The organism is Photorhabdus heterorhabditis, from assembly GCF_001280945.1.
In the GTDB taxonomy this organism is placed as follows: Bacteria; Pseudomonadota; Gammaproteobacteria; order Enterobacterales; family Enterobacteriaceae; genus Photorhabdus; species Photorhabdus heterorhabditis.
Map to the genome: position 1 here is coordinate 163,610 of NZ_LJCS01000002.1, position 22,398 is coordinate 186,007.

Annotated in this window: 16 protein-coding genes and 1 pseudogene; all 17 read right to left on the bottom strand. The window is 46.5% G+C overall.

All coding sequences use genetic code 11. From position 1 onward, the window contains the following. Positions 1–89 precede the first annotated feature (89 nt). Positions 90–238 (bottom strand): annotated as a pseudogene (locus AM629_RS23175) (IS110 family transposase); the annotation flags it as partial. Continuing rightward, complete coding sequence (locus tag AM629_RS01700; RefSeq protein WP_054475562.1) at positions 220–3,825, bottom strand: transporter substrate-binding domain-containing protein; 3,606 nt, start codon at positions 3,823–3,825, stop codon at positions 220–222. The pseudogene AM629_RS23175 and the gene AM629_RS01700, both read right to left, overlap by 19 nt. A 3-nt stretch (positions 3,826–3,828) precedes the next feature. Continuing rightward, a complete protein-coding gene (locus tag AM629_RS01705; protein ID WP_054475564.1) occupies positions 3,829–4,455 on the bottom strand; it encodes a response regulator in 627 nt (208 codons plus the stop codon). A 16-nt stretch (positions 4,456–4,471) separates the two neighbouring features. After that, the gene (locus tag AM629_RS01710; RefSeq protein ID WP_235525370.1) at positions 4,472–5,710 is read right to left on the bottom strand and encodes a hypothetical protein; all 1,239 of its coding nucleotides are present in this window, start codon (positions 5,708–5,710) and stop codon (positions 4,472–4,474) included. 98 nt (positions 5,711–5,808) lie between these two features. Further along, the gene (gene tssH, locus AM629_RS01715; protein WP_054475568.1) at positions 5,809–8,367 is read right to left on the bottom strand and encodes a type VI secretion system ATPase TssH; all 2,559 of its coding nucleotides are present in this window, start codon (positions 8,365–8,367) and stop codon (positions 5,809–5,811) included. Further along, a complete protein-coding gene (locus AM629_RS01720; RefSeq protein WP_054475569.1) occupies positions 8,360–11,863 on the bottom strand; it encodes a type VI secretion protein IcmF/TssM N-terminal domain-containing protein in 3,504 nt (1,167 codons plus the stop codon). The genes tssH and AM629_RS01720 overlap by 8 nt, the downstream gene beginning before the upstream one ends. A 15-nt stretch (positions 11,864–11,878) precedes the next feature. After that, positions 11,879–12,499, bottom strand: coding sequence for a DotU family type IV/VI secretion system protein (locus AM629_RS01725; RefSeq protein WP_054475571.1), 621 nt, complete (start codon positions 12,497–12,499; stop codon positions 11,879–11,881). Further along, positions 12,499–13,896 (bottom strand): type VI secretion system baseplate subunit TssK, encoded by a 1,398-nt coding sequence (gene tssK / locus AM629_RS01730; RefSeq protein WP_054475573.1) that lies wholly within the window; start codon positions 13,894–13,896, stop codon positions 12,499–12,501. Before tssK ends, AM629_RS01725 begins: the two co-directional genes overlap by 1 nt. A gap of 5 nt (positions 13,897–13,901) precedes the next feature. Next, complete coding sequence (locus AM629_RS01735) at positions 13,902–14,474, bottom strand: type VI secretion lipoprotein TssJ (protein WP_235525371.1); 573 nt, start codon at positions 14,472–14,474, stop codon at positions 13,902–13,904. 94 nt (positions 14,475–14,568) lie between these two features. After that, on the bottom strand, positions 14,569–15,654 hold the full coding sequence (tssA, locus tag AM629_RS01740) for a type VI secretion system protein TssA (RefSeq protein WP_235525372.1): 1,086 nt from the start codon (positions 15,652–15,654) through the stop codon (positions 14,569–14,571). A 13-nt stretch (positions 15,655–15,667) separates the two neighbouring features. Continuing rightward, entirely contained in the window at positions 15,668–15,967 is a 300-nt protein-coding gene (locus tag AM629_RS01745) for a PAAR domain-containing protein (protein ID WP_021323682.1), read from the bottom strand. Further along, entirely contained in the window at positions 15,967–16,563 is a 597-nt protein-coding gene (locus tag AM629_RS01750) for a DUF6931 family protein (protein WP_054475578.1), read from the bottom strand. The genes AM629_RS01745 and AM629_RS01750 overlap by 1 nt, the downstream gene beginning before the upstream one ends. Positions 16,564–16,597: 34 nt before the next feature. After that, positions 16,598–18,604, bottom strand: coding sequence for a type VI secretion system Vgr family protein (locus AM629_RS01755; RefSeq protein WP_054475579.1), 2,007 nt, complete (start codon positions 18,602–18,604; stop codon positions 16,598–16,600). A 23-nt stretch (positions 18,605–18,627) separates the two neighbouring features. Further along, positions 18,628–19,590 (bottom strand): type VI secretion system baseplate subunit TssG, encoded by a 963-nt coding sequence (tssG, locus tag AM629_RS01760; protein WP_054475581.1) that lies wholly within the window; start codon positions 19,588–19,590, stop codon positions 18,628–18,630. Continuing rightward, positions 19,581–21,392: a type VI secretion system baseplate subunit TssF gene (tssF, locus tag AM629_RS01765; RefSeq protein ID WP_054475583.1), complete on the bottom strand. Its 1,812-nt coding sequence runs from the start codon at positions 21,390–21,392 to the stop codon at positions 19,581–19,583. Before tssF ends, tssG begins: the two co-directional genes overlap by 10 nt. A gap of 1 nt (position 21,393) precedes the next feature. Further along, the gene (tssE, locus tag AM629_RS01770) at positions 21,394–21,837 is read right to left on the bottom strand and encodes a type VI secretion system baseplate subunit TssE (protein WP_054475585.1); all 444 of its coding nucleotides are present in this window, start codon (positions 21,835–21,837) and stop codon (positions 21,394–21,396) included. 58 nt (positions 21,838–21,895) lie between these two features. Beyond that, complete coding sequence (locus AM629_RS01775) at positions 21,896–22,390, bottom strand: Hcp family type VI secretion system effector (RefSeq protein ID WP_054475587.1); 495 nt, start codon at positions 22,388–22,390, stop codon at positions 21,896–21,898. Between the last annotated feature and the right edge of the window lie 8 nt (positions 22,391–22,398).

A 22,398-nucleotide genomic window follows, 5' to 3' on the forward strand; every position in this document is an offset into this window, starting at 1 on the left:
CATCACCTCTTGATGTACACACTTTAAGTTTATTTGTCTTTATTAATCTAGTCAAGTTAACTAGACTAGATTAAGGATTTATCAGGGGCTTGTTGAGCTTCGATTCTGGGTTGAACAAAACGCATTGAAGACCGTGATGCTCTGCCTCGCATATCGCTTCGACAACAATAAAATCATTTTTATTGCTTTTAACGAAAGGCCAGACAGACTGAGAGGAAATTAATTTAGCTTTATTTCCAATCGCTGCTCGATCTGCCGTTGGAAATATTCCGCACGAGTCAACAAAACGGCAATTGTTTTCTCATCATAACATTCGCCTTTTTCTATACGCAGACAGACACGTATTCCCTGCTGATATCGCATCAAAGCAAAAGCACCTTTCATACGATGTGCATGATGCGCAACTTTCTCATGGCGTTGTTGATTTTCCTGTTGCCTCAGCTCTGCAATATCTTCCAACATCCCTTTCTGTATCGCACTGAGTAATTGACGTTCTACAACTATGTCTTGTTGAGCCAACGTTTGAATCTCATCAAACTGGAGCGCTGCCTCATCATTGACTTGTCGGTAATAACGAGTAATTTCTGCCAGTAACTTGCTTTGCACCAGCGGCTTAATCAATACACCATCCATTCCCGCCTCCAGGCAGCGGGCCTGCTCGGTAGAAAACGCATTCGCGGTACACCCCAGAATAATGAATGGCGGTAATTGCCGCAGCCGTTCATGTTTTCTCAGTAACTGGGTCAGCTCGTAACCATTCATCACCGGCATCTGGCAATCCGTCAGCACAATGTCGAAATACCCATCTTCCATTAGGTTCATGGCCTGTTCACCGCTTTCAGCCAATAAAACACGATGGCCCGATGGCGCTAACTGTAATGATAGCACCTGTAAATTGGCAGGTAAGTCATCAACCACCAGGATATTCAGTGGTTCATTAATCTCTATGCCAATATTTTCAGTTCTTTCACTCGCAATCTCCTTTTCAATCGTACTGCGCATAAGCGGTAATACCGCGGTTACCTGTGCGCCACCACCAGGCACACCAGTGATTTTTAGGCTCCCTCCCATTAATTCAACTAACTGTACAGAGATAGGTAATCCCAACCCAGTACCGGTTTTACCGCCATTATTTTGCGTCACCTGTACGTAGGGTAGTAAAACCGCCTCATACAGGATTTCCGGGATACCGCAACCCGTATCTGCAACCACCAGCGTAATTTCATCTCGATTACTGTCTGGAATATGCTGATAGCGAGTGCTGATCCGCACACCGCCCTGTTCAGTAAATTTAATCGCGTTGCCCAACAGGTTATTAACTATCTGGGTGACACGTGTAGCATCCAGCAGATGATAATATTCAGATGGCAAATCGAACTGCCGGGTGAAATACAGCCTCTTCTCCTTTGCTCGATGGCTAAACGTCGCTGCACAACTTTCCAAAACATCCTGCAATGATTCTGGCTTCAAATTCAGCACCATGCGCCCAGCTTCTATCTTGGAAAAATCCAGCACATCACCGATGATTCCCTGTAAGGACATAGCGGCATGCCATGCGATATGCAACGGTGCGGATGGTTGAGTTTGCTGTTTTACTTCCAAATCGAGAATACCGATAATCGCTTGTAAAGGGGTACGGATCTCATGGCTCATGTGTGCCAGAAAATCTGATTTTTCCAAACTGGCAAGTTCAGCTTTATCGCGCTCCTGACGCAACTCTTGCGCTAGCAATTTACGCTCAGTGACATCAAACCAACCACCAATGATCCCCTGAACAATGCCTTCAGTATTTCGGTAACTTTCAAGCCATAAATAAACATGTTTGTCTCTGCCTCGTGCCACAATACTGCGGTCAGAAAAATGTGCCAGTTCCCCCTCCAGACAACGTAAGAAAATCATACTGATCTCTTGCTCATCATCAGGATCTAAAAAACAGAGAGAAAAAAGGCTGCGACCAATCACATCAGACTCAATCAGGCTCATTTCGCGTCTGAAATAGAGGTTCGCCGCCGTAATGCACATCGTTGGATCACAGACAAACATAGGCGTAGGGATGTTATTGAATAACGTTTCCCAGTATGCCAGCAAATTCTGTAAGTTATTTTCAGCCTTTTTCCGGCGTCTGATTTGGTGTGCAAGATAGCTCCCCCAAAAGGCTGAACTCAATGCAATCACAAATAACGCCCCTCCCCACAATTTCACCCAAGGAGAGATTTTATTGTCATCATAGGGCGTTACATTCGCCATAGATAACCATTTTAAGCGCAATACACGCAGCTCATTTGGCGGTAGTGCATCAATGCTTTTATTCAATATGCTAACTAGTTTAGGATAGGAAGGTAGGATGGCGTACTGTTCTGGTTGTAAGGAATCCCTAAAGAATTGAATAGAAATATTAGAACCATAGTGGCTTGCCTGTAGATAATCAGCACTAATCAAGCTATCAAAGGTTGCATCCGCTGCCCCAGCCAGTACCATATCAATGCCTTTCGTCACATTGTCAACTTCCACGACGGAAATCTCTGGGTATTGTTTCAATACTGACAATAGCGCATGATCGCGCTGAACAGCGACCCGGTGGTGCTTAAGCTGATCAAACTCATAAGGCGCATTACGCTCATTGCGGGTAATCATTACCCATTCCACCGTGCCATAAGGATGGCTGAAAGAGAGCCATCGGGTCCGCTCTGGTGTATTGACCAAAGAAGTCATTTGAGCTTCGCCGTTTTTTAACAGCTTTTTGACCCCCACAGCACCATCAGCCGGAATAAAATTAAAGGTGATGCCACTTTTCTCTCCTATCAGATGTAAAATATCGACATCTAACCCCGTAATTTCACCATTTTTATCTAAGAATGAATAAGGCGGTGCAGTACGACTGATTGCGACATTAATAACAGGATTTTTTTTAATCCAGGCTTTTTCTTGTGGTGAAAAGATCGAGGTGTCGTTATTACTTCCCAGCGCTAATCCAGAAATCCAACGTTGATAAACCTTATTTCTTATCTCATGGGGAATGGCGGTCAGGATGAGATTGATCGTTTCAACCATATCATCACCATTGTGACCAAGAAAATCGTACCGTTCTCCCTGAGAAAGATCCCGACGGTAGGTTAGCCCAGAAAACGGACGAAAAGCCAGCAAATAGGCAATCTGGCTTTGACCATCCAGATAAGCATCCACTTGACCATCTACCACCGCCTGAATTGCTTCCTGTTGATTTTGCGCCACTGAAACGCTGCGGTAGTATTTGCTCAATTGCTTAACGACATTCGGGTTACTGCCAGGTGCTGCCATAATATTCATTTTGTCAAAGGGCATCTTCACTTGTTCTTTACGCACAATCAGGGCGAGCGGCTGCACCAGAATCGGGTAAGTATCATCGTTCCTATTTCCCGACTGTGATGAGGCAGAATGCGATAACAGCTGAATATCCCCACGCTGCAATGCTTCATAGGCGGATGCCCAGTTACCAAACAGACGTACCTCCACCGGCCTTTTCAACACCGTTTCAATCAGGCGAAGATAATCAGCATAAATCCCTTCCAGCTTGCCATCCCAACGATGGATCACCAATGGCGCCCCAATACAACAAAGAATGCCGACTTTTAGGGTTGGGAAATGCGGCGCCAGAATTTCGGGTTCTTTGACAGGTAATGGAACAAACTCCTGAGTGACGACGTTCGAATAAAATTCCACCGGCAGTCCACCTGAAGGCAGATCTTGCGCATTATGGTATTCAAACAGATTGAGACTCCGGCCAGATAATGGCAACAAAAGTAACAATATAGCTACCCATCGAGGTCCGTTCCACCAGCCTTTCATTTGTTACAATCCCAATCCAACCTGATGCAAATAATTATAAAGAGCAGCTTCATTGTCTAATCCCAGCTTTTTCATTGCGCTGATTTTTTGTGCGCTGATCGTCTGTTTAGTACGGTACAAACGCGCAGCGATATCATTCACACTCAACCCCTGGCCCAATAATTTCATCACTTCTAGCTCTTTGCCGGTGAGTGCTTTTACAACTTCCTCACCCGGAGATTCGAGAAATTGCTCACTTAAATAAGGCTCATCACGTCCCGTTGTGCTGTACAACCCTTTCACTAGCTCGTGAGATAGACTATTTTTATTTAAAATCGCTTTCACTTTGTAATCAATCAACGACGCAATTATCTTTCGGTCACTAATCATCGTGATCACCACAATCGGCAAGCTCGGATACTGCTCACGTATCCGACTAATCATCCTCAAGCCATCTATCTGGTTATCACCTGGCATATTGAAATCCGTAATCAGCATATCCACCTCTTTTTCCGCCAGCAGAGAGAAAAGTGCCGAGACATCATGCGCTTCCCCCACAACCTGATAATTCTCGGGTAATGTTGCCAATACTGTACGCAGTCCTAATAGAAATACCGGATGATCGTCAGCAATAATAACTCGTCTTGACATAGGTTATTTCTCCATATTATTTTCTATCTGCTATTTCACGCATAGTTCCTTCAATAAAACCGGCATTTTCCCCCACATGAACAATCAAGGCGATAATGACTTGGTTAAATTCACCTTTGCCATCAGCAATCCGCACTTTTAACATCTGTGGCATCAAAGAAACTGAACTCTTAAGCTGTTCAATTTTCTGTCTATCTTCTTTATGCACCCAGGCCATCAACTGTGACCAGTAGACAGGCGCTTTTCCACACCGCATCCAAACCGAATCATGGTGCCAATACAGATGTCCATCGGCACTTAATCGAAAACAGTTAATCTGTTCTTGTTCCAGCATCATCTTCATTAACAAAAAACGCGCTTTACAACGATGCAATGCATTGATTGCGTTATATAAACAGCCACAGCATAGTAACGCAGGCAAGGTAAACGCGGTACTGTACCATGCCGCCATTTGTACATTCTGTTGAAGGTTCATTGATGGAGATGAAAATGGCCCAAAACCAAAAATGGTTGCACTCACAATCCCCAGCGTACATAAAGATAAGAAGCTGCCTAATACCAATAAATCACCACTTAACGCTAGTAGCATCGGCAAACTGAAGGAAAACATGAGCGCTACTCCTTGCCACTGTATTTTCCCGGTTTCAGGTGACGGGCTGGTAAACAACGCTGCCATGACTAACAAAGCCACTAGCCATAAACCATAGACTCTCTTATCTCCAGCCCGACTCTTTTCGTAGGTGATACAAGAAATGACAAAAAACGTAAACGGCAGATAACTCAACACAGAGCCTACGGCAATTGATAATGAAATGGATATATCGGTAGGGTAGTCCAATAAATAAAGTACTAACTTCGCAACAAATCGCTCAATAATTCCGCTTAATGAGCAAAGCACTGTCAGATTAAAGATATCCCTTGCTCGTTTTGGCGCCCACATTACACCGTAAAAAAATTGCCAGATTAGCCCCGTCACTGCCAACATCACGACATTGATGCAAGCAAATATCAACGATACATTTACTGGTCTGCCATACCATTGGCTCGCGGTCAGAGAAATCAACGCCCCCGTTATTAACCAGACAGGCCAGTACCGGGGCGCCCTGGCACAAAAAATACCTTGTAACAAACCCGCCGGAAACCACACCAATGACGACAAGCTCCAGACATCACGCACTTGCAAACTTAGCAGTGCCAGCGCAAAATTAACTAGCGTAAAAGCAAACCAAAAGACCACTATCTTTTTCATTTTCATCAGGATCTCATTCCGTAACACTGATGTTACATCATAAGATAATAATAGCAGAGAGGGCAGCTTCTTACGCTAAGTTGATAATATTCTATGGTGATAGTTTAGTTTTGTTCTGACAATAACTGGACCTGATCGTCCATAACATCCAGCCAAACATCCTCATTCACTGGCGTATCTCCTAGTAGCAATTGATCCGATAACAACGGTAGAACAAACTGCATTAACAAGTTATCAATTTCACGGGCCCCACTTTCGGCAATCCGGCACCCTTCAGCGATAAAATCCACCAACGCAGCGCTATAGTGCAGTTCACACTGAGTTGCCTGACGATAACGCTCCACAACTTTATTCAGTTTATGACGCACAATGGCATGCAGAACTTCACCCTGTACCGGCAAATAAGGAATAACCTGCAAACGACCTAAAAATGCGGGAGTAAAAATCCGTTGCAGTTCTGGTCGGATAACCTGCTGAATATCTTCAAGTGTTGCCGAGCGATTTTCGCCCTCCTCTTTTACCCCATGCATTACTGCCCGCATCACCCAATCCGATGCCGCATTAGTGGTAAGAATAATCAACGTATTGCGGAAGTTAATCTGTTGCCCTTCCGCATCTTCCATCATGCCCTTATCAAACACCTGAAAGAACAACTCCAACACATCAGGATGTGACTTCTCCACCTCATCAAGGAGTACCACACTATAAGGCTGACGCCGAACTGCTTCGGTCAACACGCCACCTTGTCCATAACCGACATACCCTGGAGGAGAACCTTTCAGGCCAGAAACCGAATGAGCTTCTTGATATTCCGACATATTGATCGTAATCATATGATGTTCACCACCATACAATTCATGCGCTAATGCCAGAGCGGTTTCCGTTTTCCCAACACCAGAAGGACCTGCAAGCATAAATACTCCGGTAGGCTTGACCGGATCGGCCAGTTGCGCTTTGGCAATTCGAATTTGCCGGGCTATCTGACTGAGCGCATGATCTTGTCCCATAACTCGCTGACCAAGGCGCCTTTCGAGCTGACGCAGTACATCACGTTCATTTTCCACCATCCGACCAAGCGGTATTCCCGTCCAACCCGCAACAATATCCGCTACGCAGGCGGCATCAACACAGTCAAATACGTAGGCGTGTTGACGATGGCGTTGATGCAGTTCTGCCCTCAATACGGGTAGCTGTTCGTCATGTTCTTCACAAGCGAGGATGTCATTCACTAACTGACGCTGAACATGATATTCCGGCAAAATTTCTTCCAGTGACGCCTGTAATTCGGCCTGACGTTGTGCCAATTTCTTTAACTGAGTTTCATGACCACCTTCTCGTAATAATGCTTCCTGTTCGGTAGCAATATTTGCCAGCATGGCACGCAGATCTTCAATAGGCGCAGGTTCGTCAGTCTGTGAAACTGAGACACGGGCACAGGCGCTATCCAACAGGCTGACTGATTTATCCGGCAACTGACGCCCACTGATATAACGGCTAGCTAATGTCACGGCTTCGGTTACCGCCTCTGCGAGTACTTTGACTCCATGATGTGTTTCCATAGCCGGTGTTATGGCACGCAACATAGCTGTCGCCAGTTCCAGAGAAGGCTCTTCAACTTTAATCACCTGAAAACGACGTGCTAACGCTGCGTCTTTTTCAAAGTATTTCTTATATTCGGCCCAGGTAGTTGCAGCAATCGCCCGCAATTCACCCCGTGCCAATGCCGGTTTCAACAAATTGGCTGCATCGTTTTGTCCAGCTTGACCACCAGCGCCAATCAGAGTGTGCGCTTCATCAATAAATAAAATCACGGGTGCCGGATATTCCTGCACCTCGTCTAATAAGTTTTGCAGGCGACTTTCAAACTCACCTTTCACACTAGCACCTGCCTGCAATAGCCCCATGTCAAGTGTGAATAATTCGGCCTGCGTCAGCACCTCCGGCACACGGCCATCGACAATACGTTGAGCAAGCCCCTCTATCAAAGCTGTCTTGCCGACACCTGCTTCACCGGTTAACAACGGATTGTTTTGACGACGACGCAACAGCACGTCAATTAATTGACGAATCTCCTGTTCACGTCCCAAAACCGGGTCCAATTTGTTATCACGTGCCGCCTGAGTCAGATGATGAGCATACTGTGCCAGAGCAGATTGCGTATTATCCCTGGCAGCCGTCATTTGCTGCGGTTCGGTATGTACCTGTGTACACAACCACTGTTCTATCGCATCAATGTTACCCTGTAACGCCTGTTGTAGCTCCGAGGTGAGTGAATGTTGCAGTGATGGATTCACGAGCAATGCCACAATCAACGCCTGAGCGGTAATCTGCAACGATCCCAAGTGAGAACGAGTGCTGGCATACATCCAGGATTGTTCCAGCCATTCTGTCAGATTGGTAGAGAATACTGGCGGACGATGATTACCGCTACGCAATAGCGTCAGCGACCGTTGGCAAGCATTCAGTAACGCGATAGCATCAATACCACCGTGATGACACACCTGCTCCATCATCGACATCTGTTTTTCAAACAAAGCTAGCAGCAAATGTTCAATTTCCACTTCATGATGGGTGCGCCGTACCGCCAAATTAGCCGCCTCATCAAGACACTGACGCGCTTCCATCGTTAATTTACCCACGATCTGTTTCAGATAATTACTCACTTTTAGGTTTCCTTAATTCATTCCAATAGGTGGTGATTTGTAACGGCAGTGTGGAAAGAGAGCCTTTCGCCACTGTCGGTTCACTTAAATCCAGCAACTGACTATCCAGCCGGTTGCGTTGTTCCAACAACGCGGTTTGTTGCTGCTGACGTTGTTGCCACTGTTGATACAATGAAGAAACGGCTTTCTCTCCGCTGATCTGATAGCGCACGGTGACATTATTGATACCCAGCGAACTTAATTCATTGTGCCGCTGCGGGAATGCCTGTGCTGCCAGTGTCAGTTCACCACGGGAGAAAGCGCGTATAAATTGCAGCAAACCATCAGTACCAACGTAGCTTTTACTGAGCGTAAAACTGGGGAAATACACATCAATTTGTACCTTGCCGCATGATGCTGGGTTCCAACGCAGGGTCATGCTGTCATTGAAATTCATACTTCTGAGTTGCTGTTCACCATCATCACAACTCAATGTCACCGAACTACCAACTGGCAACACCCGTGCTCCCCGGTTAGCCGTCGCGGGCTGACTAGTCATCACGACTTCTGCCGATTGCTCTTGTTCTGGTTTCTGCTGCTGTACCGCCGCCAATTCATGTTCGTTTTCCAACAAAGTAAGCTTTTCTTGCAAACGGCGACGAATATCAGATGTAGATGAAAGCATGTTATTCGGTTGAATCAAGTTATTGATATAAAAAATGAAATTGTCGCTAAATGGAAAAGCCACCCCTTCAATTTCCTGACGCTTAATGCCTGCAGGACGAATATCCAGCGCATAATCTGCCGTATCCCGCACAAATGCATTACTGTATTCATACAATCGAGCATTCAGTTCCCGGCCATCGAACAGCGCTTGTCCGCTTAATTTTTCCATCGGCCAGATCACTTTACTTTCCCACTGTGTTTGCAAGCGGCTGGCGGCACTTAAGAAGGCATAACGCAGTACCAGATGAGCATCCCCCTGATAGAGCCGCCACAAGGTTTCATTCACCCCGGCATTCTTGCTTTCCGTTTCATGACGCCACAGCGCGAAGCGATTGAATAATGTACGCAAACCGTCATCGTTCAGTTCCCCTTTCCCATCACTCAACGCATTTTTGACTAACGATTCAGTTTCCATATCACTGAGTAATTCACGTTGGCTATTCAACTGTATGGCCTGCCGGTAATCGCGATAGCGCGTTAACGTATTGTCATCCAGTTGCACAGAGATCTGCGGTGAAATACCAAGCCATGACATTATGCGTTGACGTAAGGAAATATTTCCCAGCGAGACACGCTGCATCATGCTGCCTTTTTGCACATAGCCATGCAGTTGCCATAAACGCTGCTGTGTTTGCAACCAAGGCTGCCGATCTTCCTGCTTCACTGTGGACAGATCACTCTCCAACCGCGACAGAAAAGCAATATAAGGACTGCCATACTGGCCGGTTGCTAGTACCAGTGTTTGCCAGTTTTTCTTGCCACGTACCAACCCTTCCGCTTGTGGCATTGCTTGAGCAAATGCCAACCACTCAGACTGACGCTGATTCTGATATTGTTGATAAAACGAGCGTTGTAAAGGAGGAAAAACTGCCGGTCGGTTGAGAGCTTGCTCTAACTCGACCAATGTAGCCTGAATATCTCGTTCACCTGCCCGAGTATAAATGCCACGAATACGCGCGTTAGCCTTAGCGGCATCATCTCCCGTCAGCGGCCAGAAATCCGCCAACGTTAGCGAGTGCGTTCCTGTCGGCTGTTCATCCGCCAAAAGCCACTGCCAGTCGCTGGAATCTTCCAATAATGCCTGCAATGTATCCCGCCATTGATCAAACGCTTGTTGTGCATTGCCTTGACGGTATTGCGCTAAACGCAATGCCACACGCTGATCTGCCCGTAAAGAGTCGTTTGTACCGCTTAATAACGTAGCGGAATAAGCGGGCATGTGTTGTAAAGTTTCCAGCGAAGCACCACGCGCCATGGCCTGTTCGATATTGATAAAACGCGCCCAATGCAAAACCAACAGTCGTTTTTGCGGTGCTTCAGCATTCTGGAAACGTGTTAGCAAGCGAGTGACTGTCGACTCAGGATTGAACACATCAACAGAAACCTGCTGCTGATATTCCCTCGCCATACGTTGTTCTGTCGTATAGGTAACAGGATAAAAAAGCAGAGGAGGCAAGGTTTGCTGTAACCAGCGTTCAACCTGCTGATAACGTAAGTAGCTCCGTTCAAGCGGATGGGTTTCATGGATATTCTCAAGCTGCGTGACACCACGCCAGGTATTAACCAATGCGCTACCGGCGCCGTACACCATCGTCAGGCTAAACACGCTAACCAACGTGCGTTTGGCTAATGTTCGCCAACCTGTTAGCAAAACAGAATCACTACGTCGAATCTGGCCGGGCAGATATTCCCCCAATAAACGGTGGCTAAAAACGCCTTCGGTTTGCTGTAACTCGGTTTGATGTTCCGCAGTAAAAAACACGCCGCGTAACAGGCCATGCTCCAGATAATGATCGCGTTCGAATAATGCACTCAGGTAACAGCCCAATGCAGGTTTCAGTTGAGCAACGGTTTCCGGCAATGCCAGTACTTCCGACCGTGGTTGCTGCCGTTGCTGATTAAGCAGCTTAAGACGCATCATCTTCAGGGTATCGACCATCGTACGCATGCTCTTATCCAGCACATCAGTGACATTGCCATCGGTATGTTGACTGATAAAACTGCCCAATAAATCAGCACGCTGCTCTGCCGACAATTGCGAACACCAATGGCTGAACCCCGGTAATGCTTCACTGTGTGTCAGAATCAACCAGATCGGTAAGCGACGTTCCAAACGTATCTGCAACGGTTCCAACTGCGCACGTACATTACGCGCCATGATATAAAGCGCTCTATTGTCACTATTTAGTAACTGCTCCACCGACAAACAAACGAGTACACCAGCAGGGTTATGCACCAGTGCGATCCAACGTATCAAACGTAACCATGCTTGCCGATACAAGGATCGCCCTTCGGTATAACGGCCAGAAACTACCATGTACATTGCTCGGCGGAAAAACCACCAACGGCAAGTAAAGGCATTCTCCGAAAACGATGTCAGATCTCTCCCTGCCATAGGCACCACATTACTGTGTGCTAACAACGGTTGTTTACCGCTACCACGTTCTCCCACCACCAGAAACCACGGAGGAACAGGACCGTTACGGTGTAACCGAGAACGGAATCGACGCCAGCTTTGTAAACGTCCTCCCCACCACCAATGCTGATACAGTAAATATTCCAGACGATTATTTCCCTGCCGCCAGAACCTATTTATCCGACTCAGCCTATTTGTTATTTGCGGTATTAATGCCATCGTCCCACGTAGCAGTAATAACAACAGCAATAAGCAAAGAAATAATATCAGACCACCGATTGTTGGCCATGAAAATGCCACAGCAATGATTAAACTGAGTAACAGAAGGACGACCATCACGCTGAGCCAGCCAATGGCATAAAATAACTTTTTCATGTTTAATTTCCGAATTTATCGGCTAATATTCAATAAATAAACTGTGATAGAAATATAAATTGAGGTAAGAGACAATATTAATAACATTAACTTCCTACGCCATTTATTATTGGGCCGCTTATTTTCCAGAATATTATCGCACGTGTTCATCAACCTGTGATTTTTTGTAGCAATATAACGACGCAAAGTATCAGGGAAATTATCTAATTCCTGTTGGATAATATTGTGCAATTCCAAATTGTCACGTCTGCCATAACGCCCATAAAATCCAGAAAGCAGGCAAAAAACATAGACCAACCGAACTTGATAATTATCCGCAGATAATGCCGCCAGACGATCAAAAAATGTATTTCCGCCAAGTTCAGCATCATAAAGCTGCGCTTGCAACGATGACTGTCGCCAAACATTCAATTCTTTCTGACCTGCGCACAAAATAGCTTCATCAGCCCAAACCACCACCGCGAAATTCGCCTCTTCGATATCTTGCAATCCATAACCATGCCGCTGCGCTTCATTCTGCGCCTGCGTCAGCGCGGTTAACAATGTCTGCCGCAGCTCTTCGGCTTGATTCACCTGCTGCTGGATCATACGCAACACACAGGTAAATACCGGAATGTAACAATCCAACAAACACATCACGACACTCTCACTATAACGATTTCTATCTGTAAATCGTCCGGCGCATCAGCCCAGTGCACCGCCACGCGTTCGCTATCTTCTACCTGCCGCCACAACGCGCCACGATTCTCTACCCGGAAATAACGGGTATTCATTCGGTTAGGTAAACCGTGTGGGGCAATCTCCTGGTAATACAAACGCACTCCGGGCAAAGCACGATTAATAATGCCGTCAATCTGTTCCGCTGCCGCCAACTTAATCAAACGATCATCAGGAATTTCACGCTCGCTGTGAGTTAAGCTGTCAGAGCGCAGCACCAAATAGATCCGTTGCTGTTCACTCGCACCTGTTACGTTGAACGCCGCATGATAATAACCGCTGTATTCCTGTTGCAGTGGGATGACCGTGTTCGGTTCTAGCACCAGCGCATTGAGCAGATCGATAATTGTTCGCTCACAACTATTGAGTGTTAAAGCCAGATCCAAATGCTGATATTTCTCCCGCGTCCCCTCCCGGCCATTCCATTCCCCCAAAAAAGAGCAACGGTCAGTAAAACAGGAAAGTTCACTGATCAGTTGACGCAATAGCCCAAAAATCTGCAAAGGATGAACATCACGCGTCTCCTGATAGTGATGCAACTGCACGACATAACGCACCAGAGTACGCAGTGTCAGTAATAATGTGCTTTTCTCCTGAGTATAAACTTCTGCTTCCAATGTTTGCGGGCGCTTCAATTCTTCCAGTTGATGGACACGCCCTGTCAATTCCTGACAAAGTTGATCAATACGCTGTCCCAGTTGTGGCACAGCGTATAACGTCAAACATGGCGGCAAGTAGCGGTTATCCAGTTCAATACCATCACCCGTACAGCGCAGTTGGCCCACAGGTAACAGCGTATAGCCCGTTGCCTGTGCAATCTCATCATGCAGAAAAAAACGTAAGTTATAAGTGAGTTGCTGCACTTCTGCCTCTGGCCCTTCCCCAAAAGCATCCCGTATCCTCTGCTCTTGTGGCCATGTCACCCAACGGCTAGTAATATCACCTACACTAGTCGCATCCGCGACACCGGTGACGTTACTCTGGTTATGATTAAACGTCCGCAAGCCAATATAAATGCGCTGTGGTTTTTCACGTTCCGGCCAGCAATCGCGCAGTGAGCGGGCACTGAGCACACCATTCACATCACAATCCACATAACAACCATCAGGAAAAACGAATGCCGCTTTATGAACACTGAGTACTTCATCACTCAGCGCGGCCAGATTAAACACCAGCCTTACGACACCGAAAGCATAAGGTTGAGTCAATAGCTGATAACGTCCTTGCCAATATTCATGTTGCAATTCATGCGCCTGAAAATGTTGCGGTTGTAAATACAATCCTGAATACCAATACATCGGTTTATGTTCAAACATGGCGTTTACTTCCTCAACAGATTCCCATTATTATCAGATACTGCTGCCTGCCCGGGGAAAATCACTTCATCTCCCGCATTGCCCGCAAAGACATGACTCCGGGTAATCGCATAACGCCCCAGCATTAAATCAATATTCATAGGAACAAACTCAGCACTCCAGGATTTATTCCACCAACCACTTTGCTCAAGACGCAACGGTAGCGATAATACCCGCACATGTGCGCTTTCTGGAGCCGGATAATAACCCGCAATCAGCGCGACATAGCGTGCCTGTTCCGCTCTGTCAATATGTAAAAATACAGATTGCCCCGGCATCATCACATAATTATCAAGCTGTAATATATTTTCTGTTGCACCCGTACCCGCAAATAAATTGCGTAATAGCGAGGGATTAGCCAGTAATTTATCCAATTGTTCACGTTTCTCCGCCTGAGCAATTAATATCGTGCAACTATTTGGCATATTATTAAAAACATTCAGCTGTGGATCAGCTGTCATTTTTAAACGAATCGCATTACTAGTGTAAATAGGTTTAGCTTGTTCAATCGCTTGTAATCGTTTTTCATTATTAGACATTGAATCACTACAACCACTGATTAAAAAAATCATTAGTAATACTAAGAAACTACGTTTAATAACATTATAAAAATTCATCTTATTCTTCATTATTTTACTCTCTATTTTTCTCTGGTCCTTTTATCACGCGCATAATTTCCTGTCGCGCTGAGGTATTATCTTCCATCATTTCCTCCAGCCATTCGGCCATTCCCATATTTGCCCAGCGCGCTGCCCGTTCCATTAAATATGGCACCGGGCTGGTGGGTTCATTCTTACGAAAATAATTGGCGATATTGATCATCTGCCCAATGGCAACAGCGCGTATTTCATGATGCGACCGATCTTCTGCCAACGTTGTATTGATACCGTTTGCCGCTGTTCCTCCCGATAACACTTCCCCACTGTGATATTGCTGCGTGGCTTCCGGCGCAACAATTTCATGAAAACGCGTGATTAATGCCACCATCTCCTGTAATCGCTGGGCGCTAGCACTCATACTGTTGCCAGTATCTGGCACCAGACCCGCCATAATTTGGTGTAGTTTTTCCAATGCTTGCTTGACTTGTTCTGCCTGTGCCAATAGCTGGTCAAATTGTTCAGCCGGCGTAGCGCGAATACTGTCATCACATTCAGCGATCCCGAAATAGCCATCACTGATCAGGGGAGCGCGTAATTCACTATTAGCCGCGACACGTTGTTCAAAATACTGCACTCGCTGCCAAACGCTCAGACTCAATTTACCATCACTAGTCAGTGTCAGGTTATCCAGCTGTTTGACCAGTTGTTTATCCAGCCAACTCAACCGACCAAGACGGGCATCAGCACGGTTTCCTTTTTCATCATCCAACGGCGGATACAGTACCGGCCAAAAAGTCTCCAGTAGGCTGGCAAGTAATGTCATACCGCCAGCAATACCTGCCAAACCATACAGTTTCCCTTGTGCCTGAGTTAGCCAACAAGCTATCTGTAAGTCTTTACTGTGCTTTTCCAATACTTCCTGGCACAACACTGAAACCTGAGGCCAGTCAGCCTGACGTGTTTCATATCCCCACTCATCATCCTGTGGGAGATCCTCATCAACTTCACGCGCAGCGCTTATCTGTTCAAAAAGAGGTTCATATTCGATATCACATCCCGCAGGTGTATCAGCAGAGATAGGATGTAAAAAACGTGTGATGTCTGTCTGTGCTAAATTCACGCTTGCTTCCCTTTCAGGCAATAATCACCAACGGATAGCCTGTCGTGATCGTGCCGCCATGCGCGCACAAATCGCCAAGTCTGGCCGCTGGCCGTCCGCCAATCAACACCGTTGGACTTCCCATCACCACCGTATCCGGCGGCCCCACACACACCAATAACGATCCCATCGTCGCAGCGGGCAAGCCACCAATCAGAACGGTTGGTACGCCTGGCGGCATAATCGGGCCGCCCACATGCGGTATGGGGGGTACAGCAGGAGACATCATTGGACAAATATGCATATCACCTACCCGAGCTGCTGGCATTGGCATCATTTTTCTCCTGATAACATAGCTTCATGGTATAGATAGTTTTTGCGGCCTTGATCCTGTAATGGTGTCAATTGCCTTAAGTGCCCATGCGCCAGTTGGAAAAACTGTTCGGCATACCGCGTTTGCTGTTCCGGCTGTTCACCATAAAAGTGCAGGATCAGACACAGCGCATCTGCCAGTGCCGCCAGTGACTGCCACGGCTGCGGATAAACATCTTCAAGATCCGGCGTGGTCATGCTGCCCTCGCTCCAGAAAACCGACAGCGCCAGACACGAGATAGGGTTATCAAACCCAATAGTCTGTGCCTGCTCGAACAATTCATGACGTAACAGGTCACCCCCATTAGCGCGCCAGTGTCGCACCTGCTGCAACAGCAACCGCTGTTCCTGCCCCAGATCCCGTTCATAAACACAGGAGATAAATGTCAGTGCCAGTTCCAGAGCCTGGGTGTAAGGCAACATGAAAATGGTGTAGAACACAGCATCCTGCCACAACATTTCCTGGCTAAGTGCCGATAGATTCTGCTCATGTGCTACGTGTTGCTGTAATACCAACTCCGCCTGTGACGAAAGCTGACAGTGTTGTAATTTAGCCATTGCTCCAAACTCTCATTATCCGTTGATTCCACTATTAACCAATCTTGGTCAAGATCCCTTTCACCATCGCAATACCGGTCGCATCCACCTGAACAATGCCGCCTTTTAACTGTGCCATTGCACTGCCCTGTACTTTAACTGTGGTTCCCGTGAGTTCTGCCACACCACTGCTCTTCAATGCCAGTTTCCCTGACCCTTCTACCGTGACAGATGGCGCTTTGATGGTGATCCCCGCAGGGGTAATCGACAATTTACTGGCACCCACTTTCAGCTCAATTCCCTGATTGGCCGTAATCGTGCAGTGTTGTCCAGCGTTAATTTTGGCGCTGCCTCTGGATACCTCCAGAGAATAGCTGCCAGCGCTGACAGTCGTGGTGAAATTGCCGCGATCCAGTGTTTGCTTCTTATCGCCTTTTTTCACCTCGGTGACAGCATTACCTTCATTCAGAATTAACGTATCGTGGCCTTTTTTAATTGTTGTATCGCGCTTCTCTTCAATTTCCCACGAGGCATTACGACCGATATTCGCCGAAAAATCATTTTTCACTTTTAGATGCAGATCTTTTTGTGAGTGAAGCAAAATAAATTCTTCACCCTTCTTATCTTCGAAACAAAATTGATGCCCTTGCTCCACCGTACCTTTTGCACTGCTGCGAGTAGCAATGCCGCTTTGCGTTTTTTGTCCCGGCAACGCAAACGGAGGCATCTTTACTCCGTTATAAACCGTTCCAGTTACTAGCGGACTATCGGGATCGCCGTCGACAAAACTCACCAGCACTTCACTGCCCACACGTGGCACAAATTGAGCACCAAATTTTGCACCATTCCAAAACTGACTCACACGCACCCAACAAGAGCTGTCATCATTTTTTTTGTGTTCTTTATCCCAATGAAATTGGATTTTGATACGCCCCTGTGCATCGGTATGGATCTCCTCCGATGCCGCGCCCACAACCAACGCAGACAACACACCCGCAATATAGGGCCGCGTAACTGAAGGACGTGGGCGGAATGTTTTATTTGCCGGAAATAGCGTCACCTGCGACGAAAACAACAACCCGCCTTCCTCCAGATTACTTTCCGCTTTTAATTGCTGACTGCCCACCGCATAACGCCCATCAGCGCTGATATGCCCTTTCAATGTAAATTGATGTCCAACTTGCAAACCAGGATAACTATTAACCGCATTTGCATAATGCGACTGTGATTCCCATTGTTCCATGCACAGCGCCGCCTGCGCCTCCAGCTGATTACGTTCCTCCTGCCGCCGATCGTCATAGATAGAAAGCTTCGGATTGACGGAATAACCACTATTCGCTTTAGCACTGGCGCTAACTACCGATGCATTTTTAACGTTATAGCCACTCATTTCCGCCATACCTGGGATCATCGTACGATGAATATGCCAGGCACGCAGCCCGTATCCTTGCTGACTACCGAGCTTCGACTGATACGGCAATACCGCCAGAGGGGCGTTAATAAACGTCGAAGGGTGATCAGCCAGTACCAACACATGGCGCCCTTCTTCATGGCGGAAAAAGTAGAAAATACCTGCCTGTTCCAGTTGGCGCGTCACAAAATCAAAATCTGACTCCTTGTATTGCATGCAATATTCAAGTTTCGGATAACTGCTTTTTAACGCTAATTCAACATCGTTAAACCCACGTTTACGGAAAATATCACACACCATATCCGGTACACTGATGCGTTGATAAACACGCAGGTTACTGGTTAACGTCAACATTTTCAGCCACGGTTCAACTCGCGCCTGATAACAAAACTGACCATCGGTAAAACCTTGTTGCTGCAATTCCGTCAATATGCCATGCACAATACGGTGATTTGGTGCATCACCAATACGAAATGCCAATGGTTTACCAATATAAGACTCCAGTTTGTCCCAGTCCGCGCTGGAATAAAGCTCGGCAGAAAAGGAATAAGGACGAGACAAGCGCTCTTCTCCTCTGATTTTACTCAGCGCCACAATATCTGACAGACTGCCGATAACCTGTAAAAAACGATTCTTTTGCCCTAACAGCATATTTTCTCACCTGAATTTTTTGTTCAAACCGTATAAGGACTCACACATTCTCCCAGATACACATGCTGAATATGGGTATCGCCGGTATCCCCCAAACAACCGCCCCATCCCAATCGACGGCTGCCATTTAATCTATTGCCTCGCCCATCGTGCTGTACCAACAATTCCAGCGAGAAAGAGAGCAACGGACCAGCAAATTGCCACACCCACCGCGTCAATCTGCGATATCGTTCATTTCCCGGCATAAAATCGGCGCGCTGCTGGGCTGCAAACGGACCCAGCTGAATATGAAATCCTGACTGAATATCCCAGTAAGCACGCCCCAACATCGGGTTATCACCCAACAAACTGCGGCCCAGGCAACAACAGTGCATTTGCTCTACATATTGCCAACGTCCCCGAAACGGCTGAATACTGATCGCCATGTTAAATTCCCGCTGTAACAGATGTTGCAAATTCACCATTGAGCGGACAGATGTTGCCAACAAGCCAACGCAGGCAGGATAAACATGCTGAGTTTCACTTGCTGTTAATTGCCCGGCAACTGCTGGAATGATCGCGGGTAACGCCCGACGGCTTCGCAATTCTGCATTAACAAATAACCGATATTTCTGCCACGCCTGAAAACGCAGACTGAGCAGACGATGGGTAAAAATATCAATAAACGCTTGAGCTGATTCATCGCCATAGCGATAACGCCGATCAATCAGCCATTCGGTATAGCGCAACGGCAATGCACCAAACGTTCCCAGCAACCCAAAGTGATACACCGCCATGTGATACTGTTCACCCTCTTGCTGCGGTGACAACAAAGCATCCACTTCACTTTCCGGCGCATCCAGCGTAAGGACCGAGCTAAATTGCACCACATCATCAGGAGTAATTTCTGTCTCACCACTCCGCCGATAGTGACAGCATTTAAGCAGACGACGAACATTCTGATAAAAGCGGCCACCAGCCAGACGTATCCTATTTTCTAAAGCCATGTCAGCCTCCCGCTACGACGAGGCCAACGACGCATACTATTATTGACCGACTCCAATTGAATCACTGTCTGCGTGAAACTATTAATTGGCGCATACATAGCGATAAAACGTTCCAGTAGACTGCAAAAAAGATAAAAATCGACAAACTCACCCGCCTGTGTCTGGAATGTCAACGTCACTTCCAATCCACGCGCCAGAGAATAGGGATCAGCCGGATTCAGGCGTGCACTCACCGGCACAACCGCAATCTGTTGTAACTGTGCAATTAACTGCGATATAGCGGGATCACTATGTAAGTTGTACAGCTCCAGCGTCTCTTTCAGGCACTGAACGCCTTGCGAGCCACTCAGCAACATTTGGTTCAGATTGAGCTGTGATACCAAACGCCAGTTCAATGCGCAGTTCGGTTGTGGGCGCACCGGAAATCGGGGGCGGATCAATCCCAGAATTTTTACGCCCGGCAAAGCAACTTCTGATTCAAAATCCCCATCAGGATGACCATTGCTCAACAGCCGTGGCATATCACGATTGGTACAGGTTAAATTCAATACCACCACATCGGTTTCTGACTTTAATTGCTCACCACTGCTATCGGAAAAACCGATAAACATATTCATTCCTGTTTCGTTGTGCCTGAGTGAAGGGCGCGGTGATGCTTGCCAGAACAACAGAGGCTGTTCGCCATCTTGTGTGTGTTCAATACCGAATAATGACGGTATCGATCTAGAACTTAATTGCTCCTGCTGACGTCTGACAATCTCAACCCGATTGATGGTATAGACTTCCATACTTTGTGGACGACGCGCATCCGGCTGAACCAGATATTCGTGCTCAGTTTCCAACGGGATAATCGGTTCCGCCTGATGAGAAAAAAGATTTACTACGGGTACACAATTTAGCCGAAACGTTTCGTTATCCACTTTATCGCTCATACGCTCAATACGACGCAGCGCAGCACAATCCTTAAGCCGGAAACGATAATGCAGTTCTCCGGCTGATTTAGTGATTAAACCCGCATCAGGCAACGGAATATCCAGAAATAGGAACCGTTCAGGAAAACTAAAATAATCGCGGAACAGATGATGAGTCGGATTTATCATCAGATCATCAGCGCACAAGTTATCCTGCGGCTCGAAACCCACGACCTGAATATCTCGGCCATCCATATTGAATACGCGCTCACCCAACCGACATTCCAGTTGCTTAACCTGCGCCGATAACAGTTCATATAAGCTATGGGCCAATATCGGCGTTCCATGTAAGTACAACCGAATATGGCGCGCCTGAAAGCTGGCCCCCGGCCACAGCGTGAAATTCAGCGTTAAGATAAAATCCCGATCATAAGGATCTGGCATCAGTTCTGCGTAGGTTAAATCCAATGGCAACATTTCCAGCGGATATACCGTGCGGAAACGGCAAGCCACATCACCGACTGGCTGAGAAATTAACGGCGTATGCCGTGCTACTGTCATCACGCCAGTCACACCCGATGCCAACGGGTCTTGCTGAAACTGTACCAACGACACCGACGGGATCTGACGTAAGAATTGTGGCGCCAGTACTTCCAGCATTGCGTTGTTCAATTCCGGCATATCTTCATCAATACGTTGATGAATCTTGGCCGTCAGAAAAGCAAAAGATTCTACTAACCGTTCTACATGGGGATCTTCTGAAACGCCCTCCGCAAATCCAAGACGTTTAGCAATTTTAGGAAAATGCTGAGAAAAAGCGGCACCATATTGCCTTAAATAACTCAGCTCCCGATTATAATAAGTCAGTATTTTCTGTGGTAATAACATCATATTATGATCTGTCCCATGAAATTGAATAGGTATAAGCGGTACTGCTCCATGAGATAGAAAACACAATCTGCTCGTTGAAAAAAATTCCACTCACCCAAAAAGTAATATTCTCCGGTGTATTTTTTTGTAATGTAATAACGACATTTTTCAGGCGTGGTTCAAACCAGGAAATAGCTTGGTAAATATTATTATTCAGTGCATCAATACGCTCATCATCCGAAATATCAACACTAATCACATCAGAAACGCCATAATTTAAAACTGATTTCGGTAACTCACCAAATAAAGGTAAAACTGCGGAAATCGGTCTTGATGAAAATAACATATTCAGATCGAACATGAGGCTTTTCACAACTTCCTGATGTGACCAAGTGGGCGTTACACCACGTTCTTCATTTTGTGGATGATCATCTTTCAGACGATGGAGAAATGAAGGTTGAATCATAATATCCTTTCTTTCTGGTTAAAACTGCCGGCCAAAGGCCGGCAGTAAACAGTAAAAATTACTGTTTTTTGTTCTCGATGAGATCCCAACCTTCTGGACCTGCTTTGCTGCCTTTGGTGCCGTCTGGGCTGAGTGGTGTGAATGTCCATTTAATTTTAGAATAAGTGATGGAAAATTGCTCTTGCGGGAATTCGCCGCCACGTGAACAAGTTTCATGGACATCGGAGATAATACATTCGTCCATTTCAACTTCCGCGTAAGGGTGCATTTCTCCTTTGAAAATCGTACAGATTGCCAATTTCACATTCTTAATCGCAGTCCCCTGCGCTGCCGCGGACAACAGTTTGATAGAACTGGTATCCATCACCTTCACACAATCGATGGTGCGGAAATCCGCTGCACCAACAGTAATCTTACGTTTACCACTGTCTGCAATACGTGCGTGGTTGAACACCCCAAAATTGACATGCTCCAGTTCAATCCAACTTTTATGTTGGCTGTCGGTACTTTCACCTGGAATACTATCAATTTGTAAAAAAATAGAAGAACTCATAATTAACT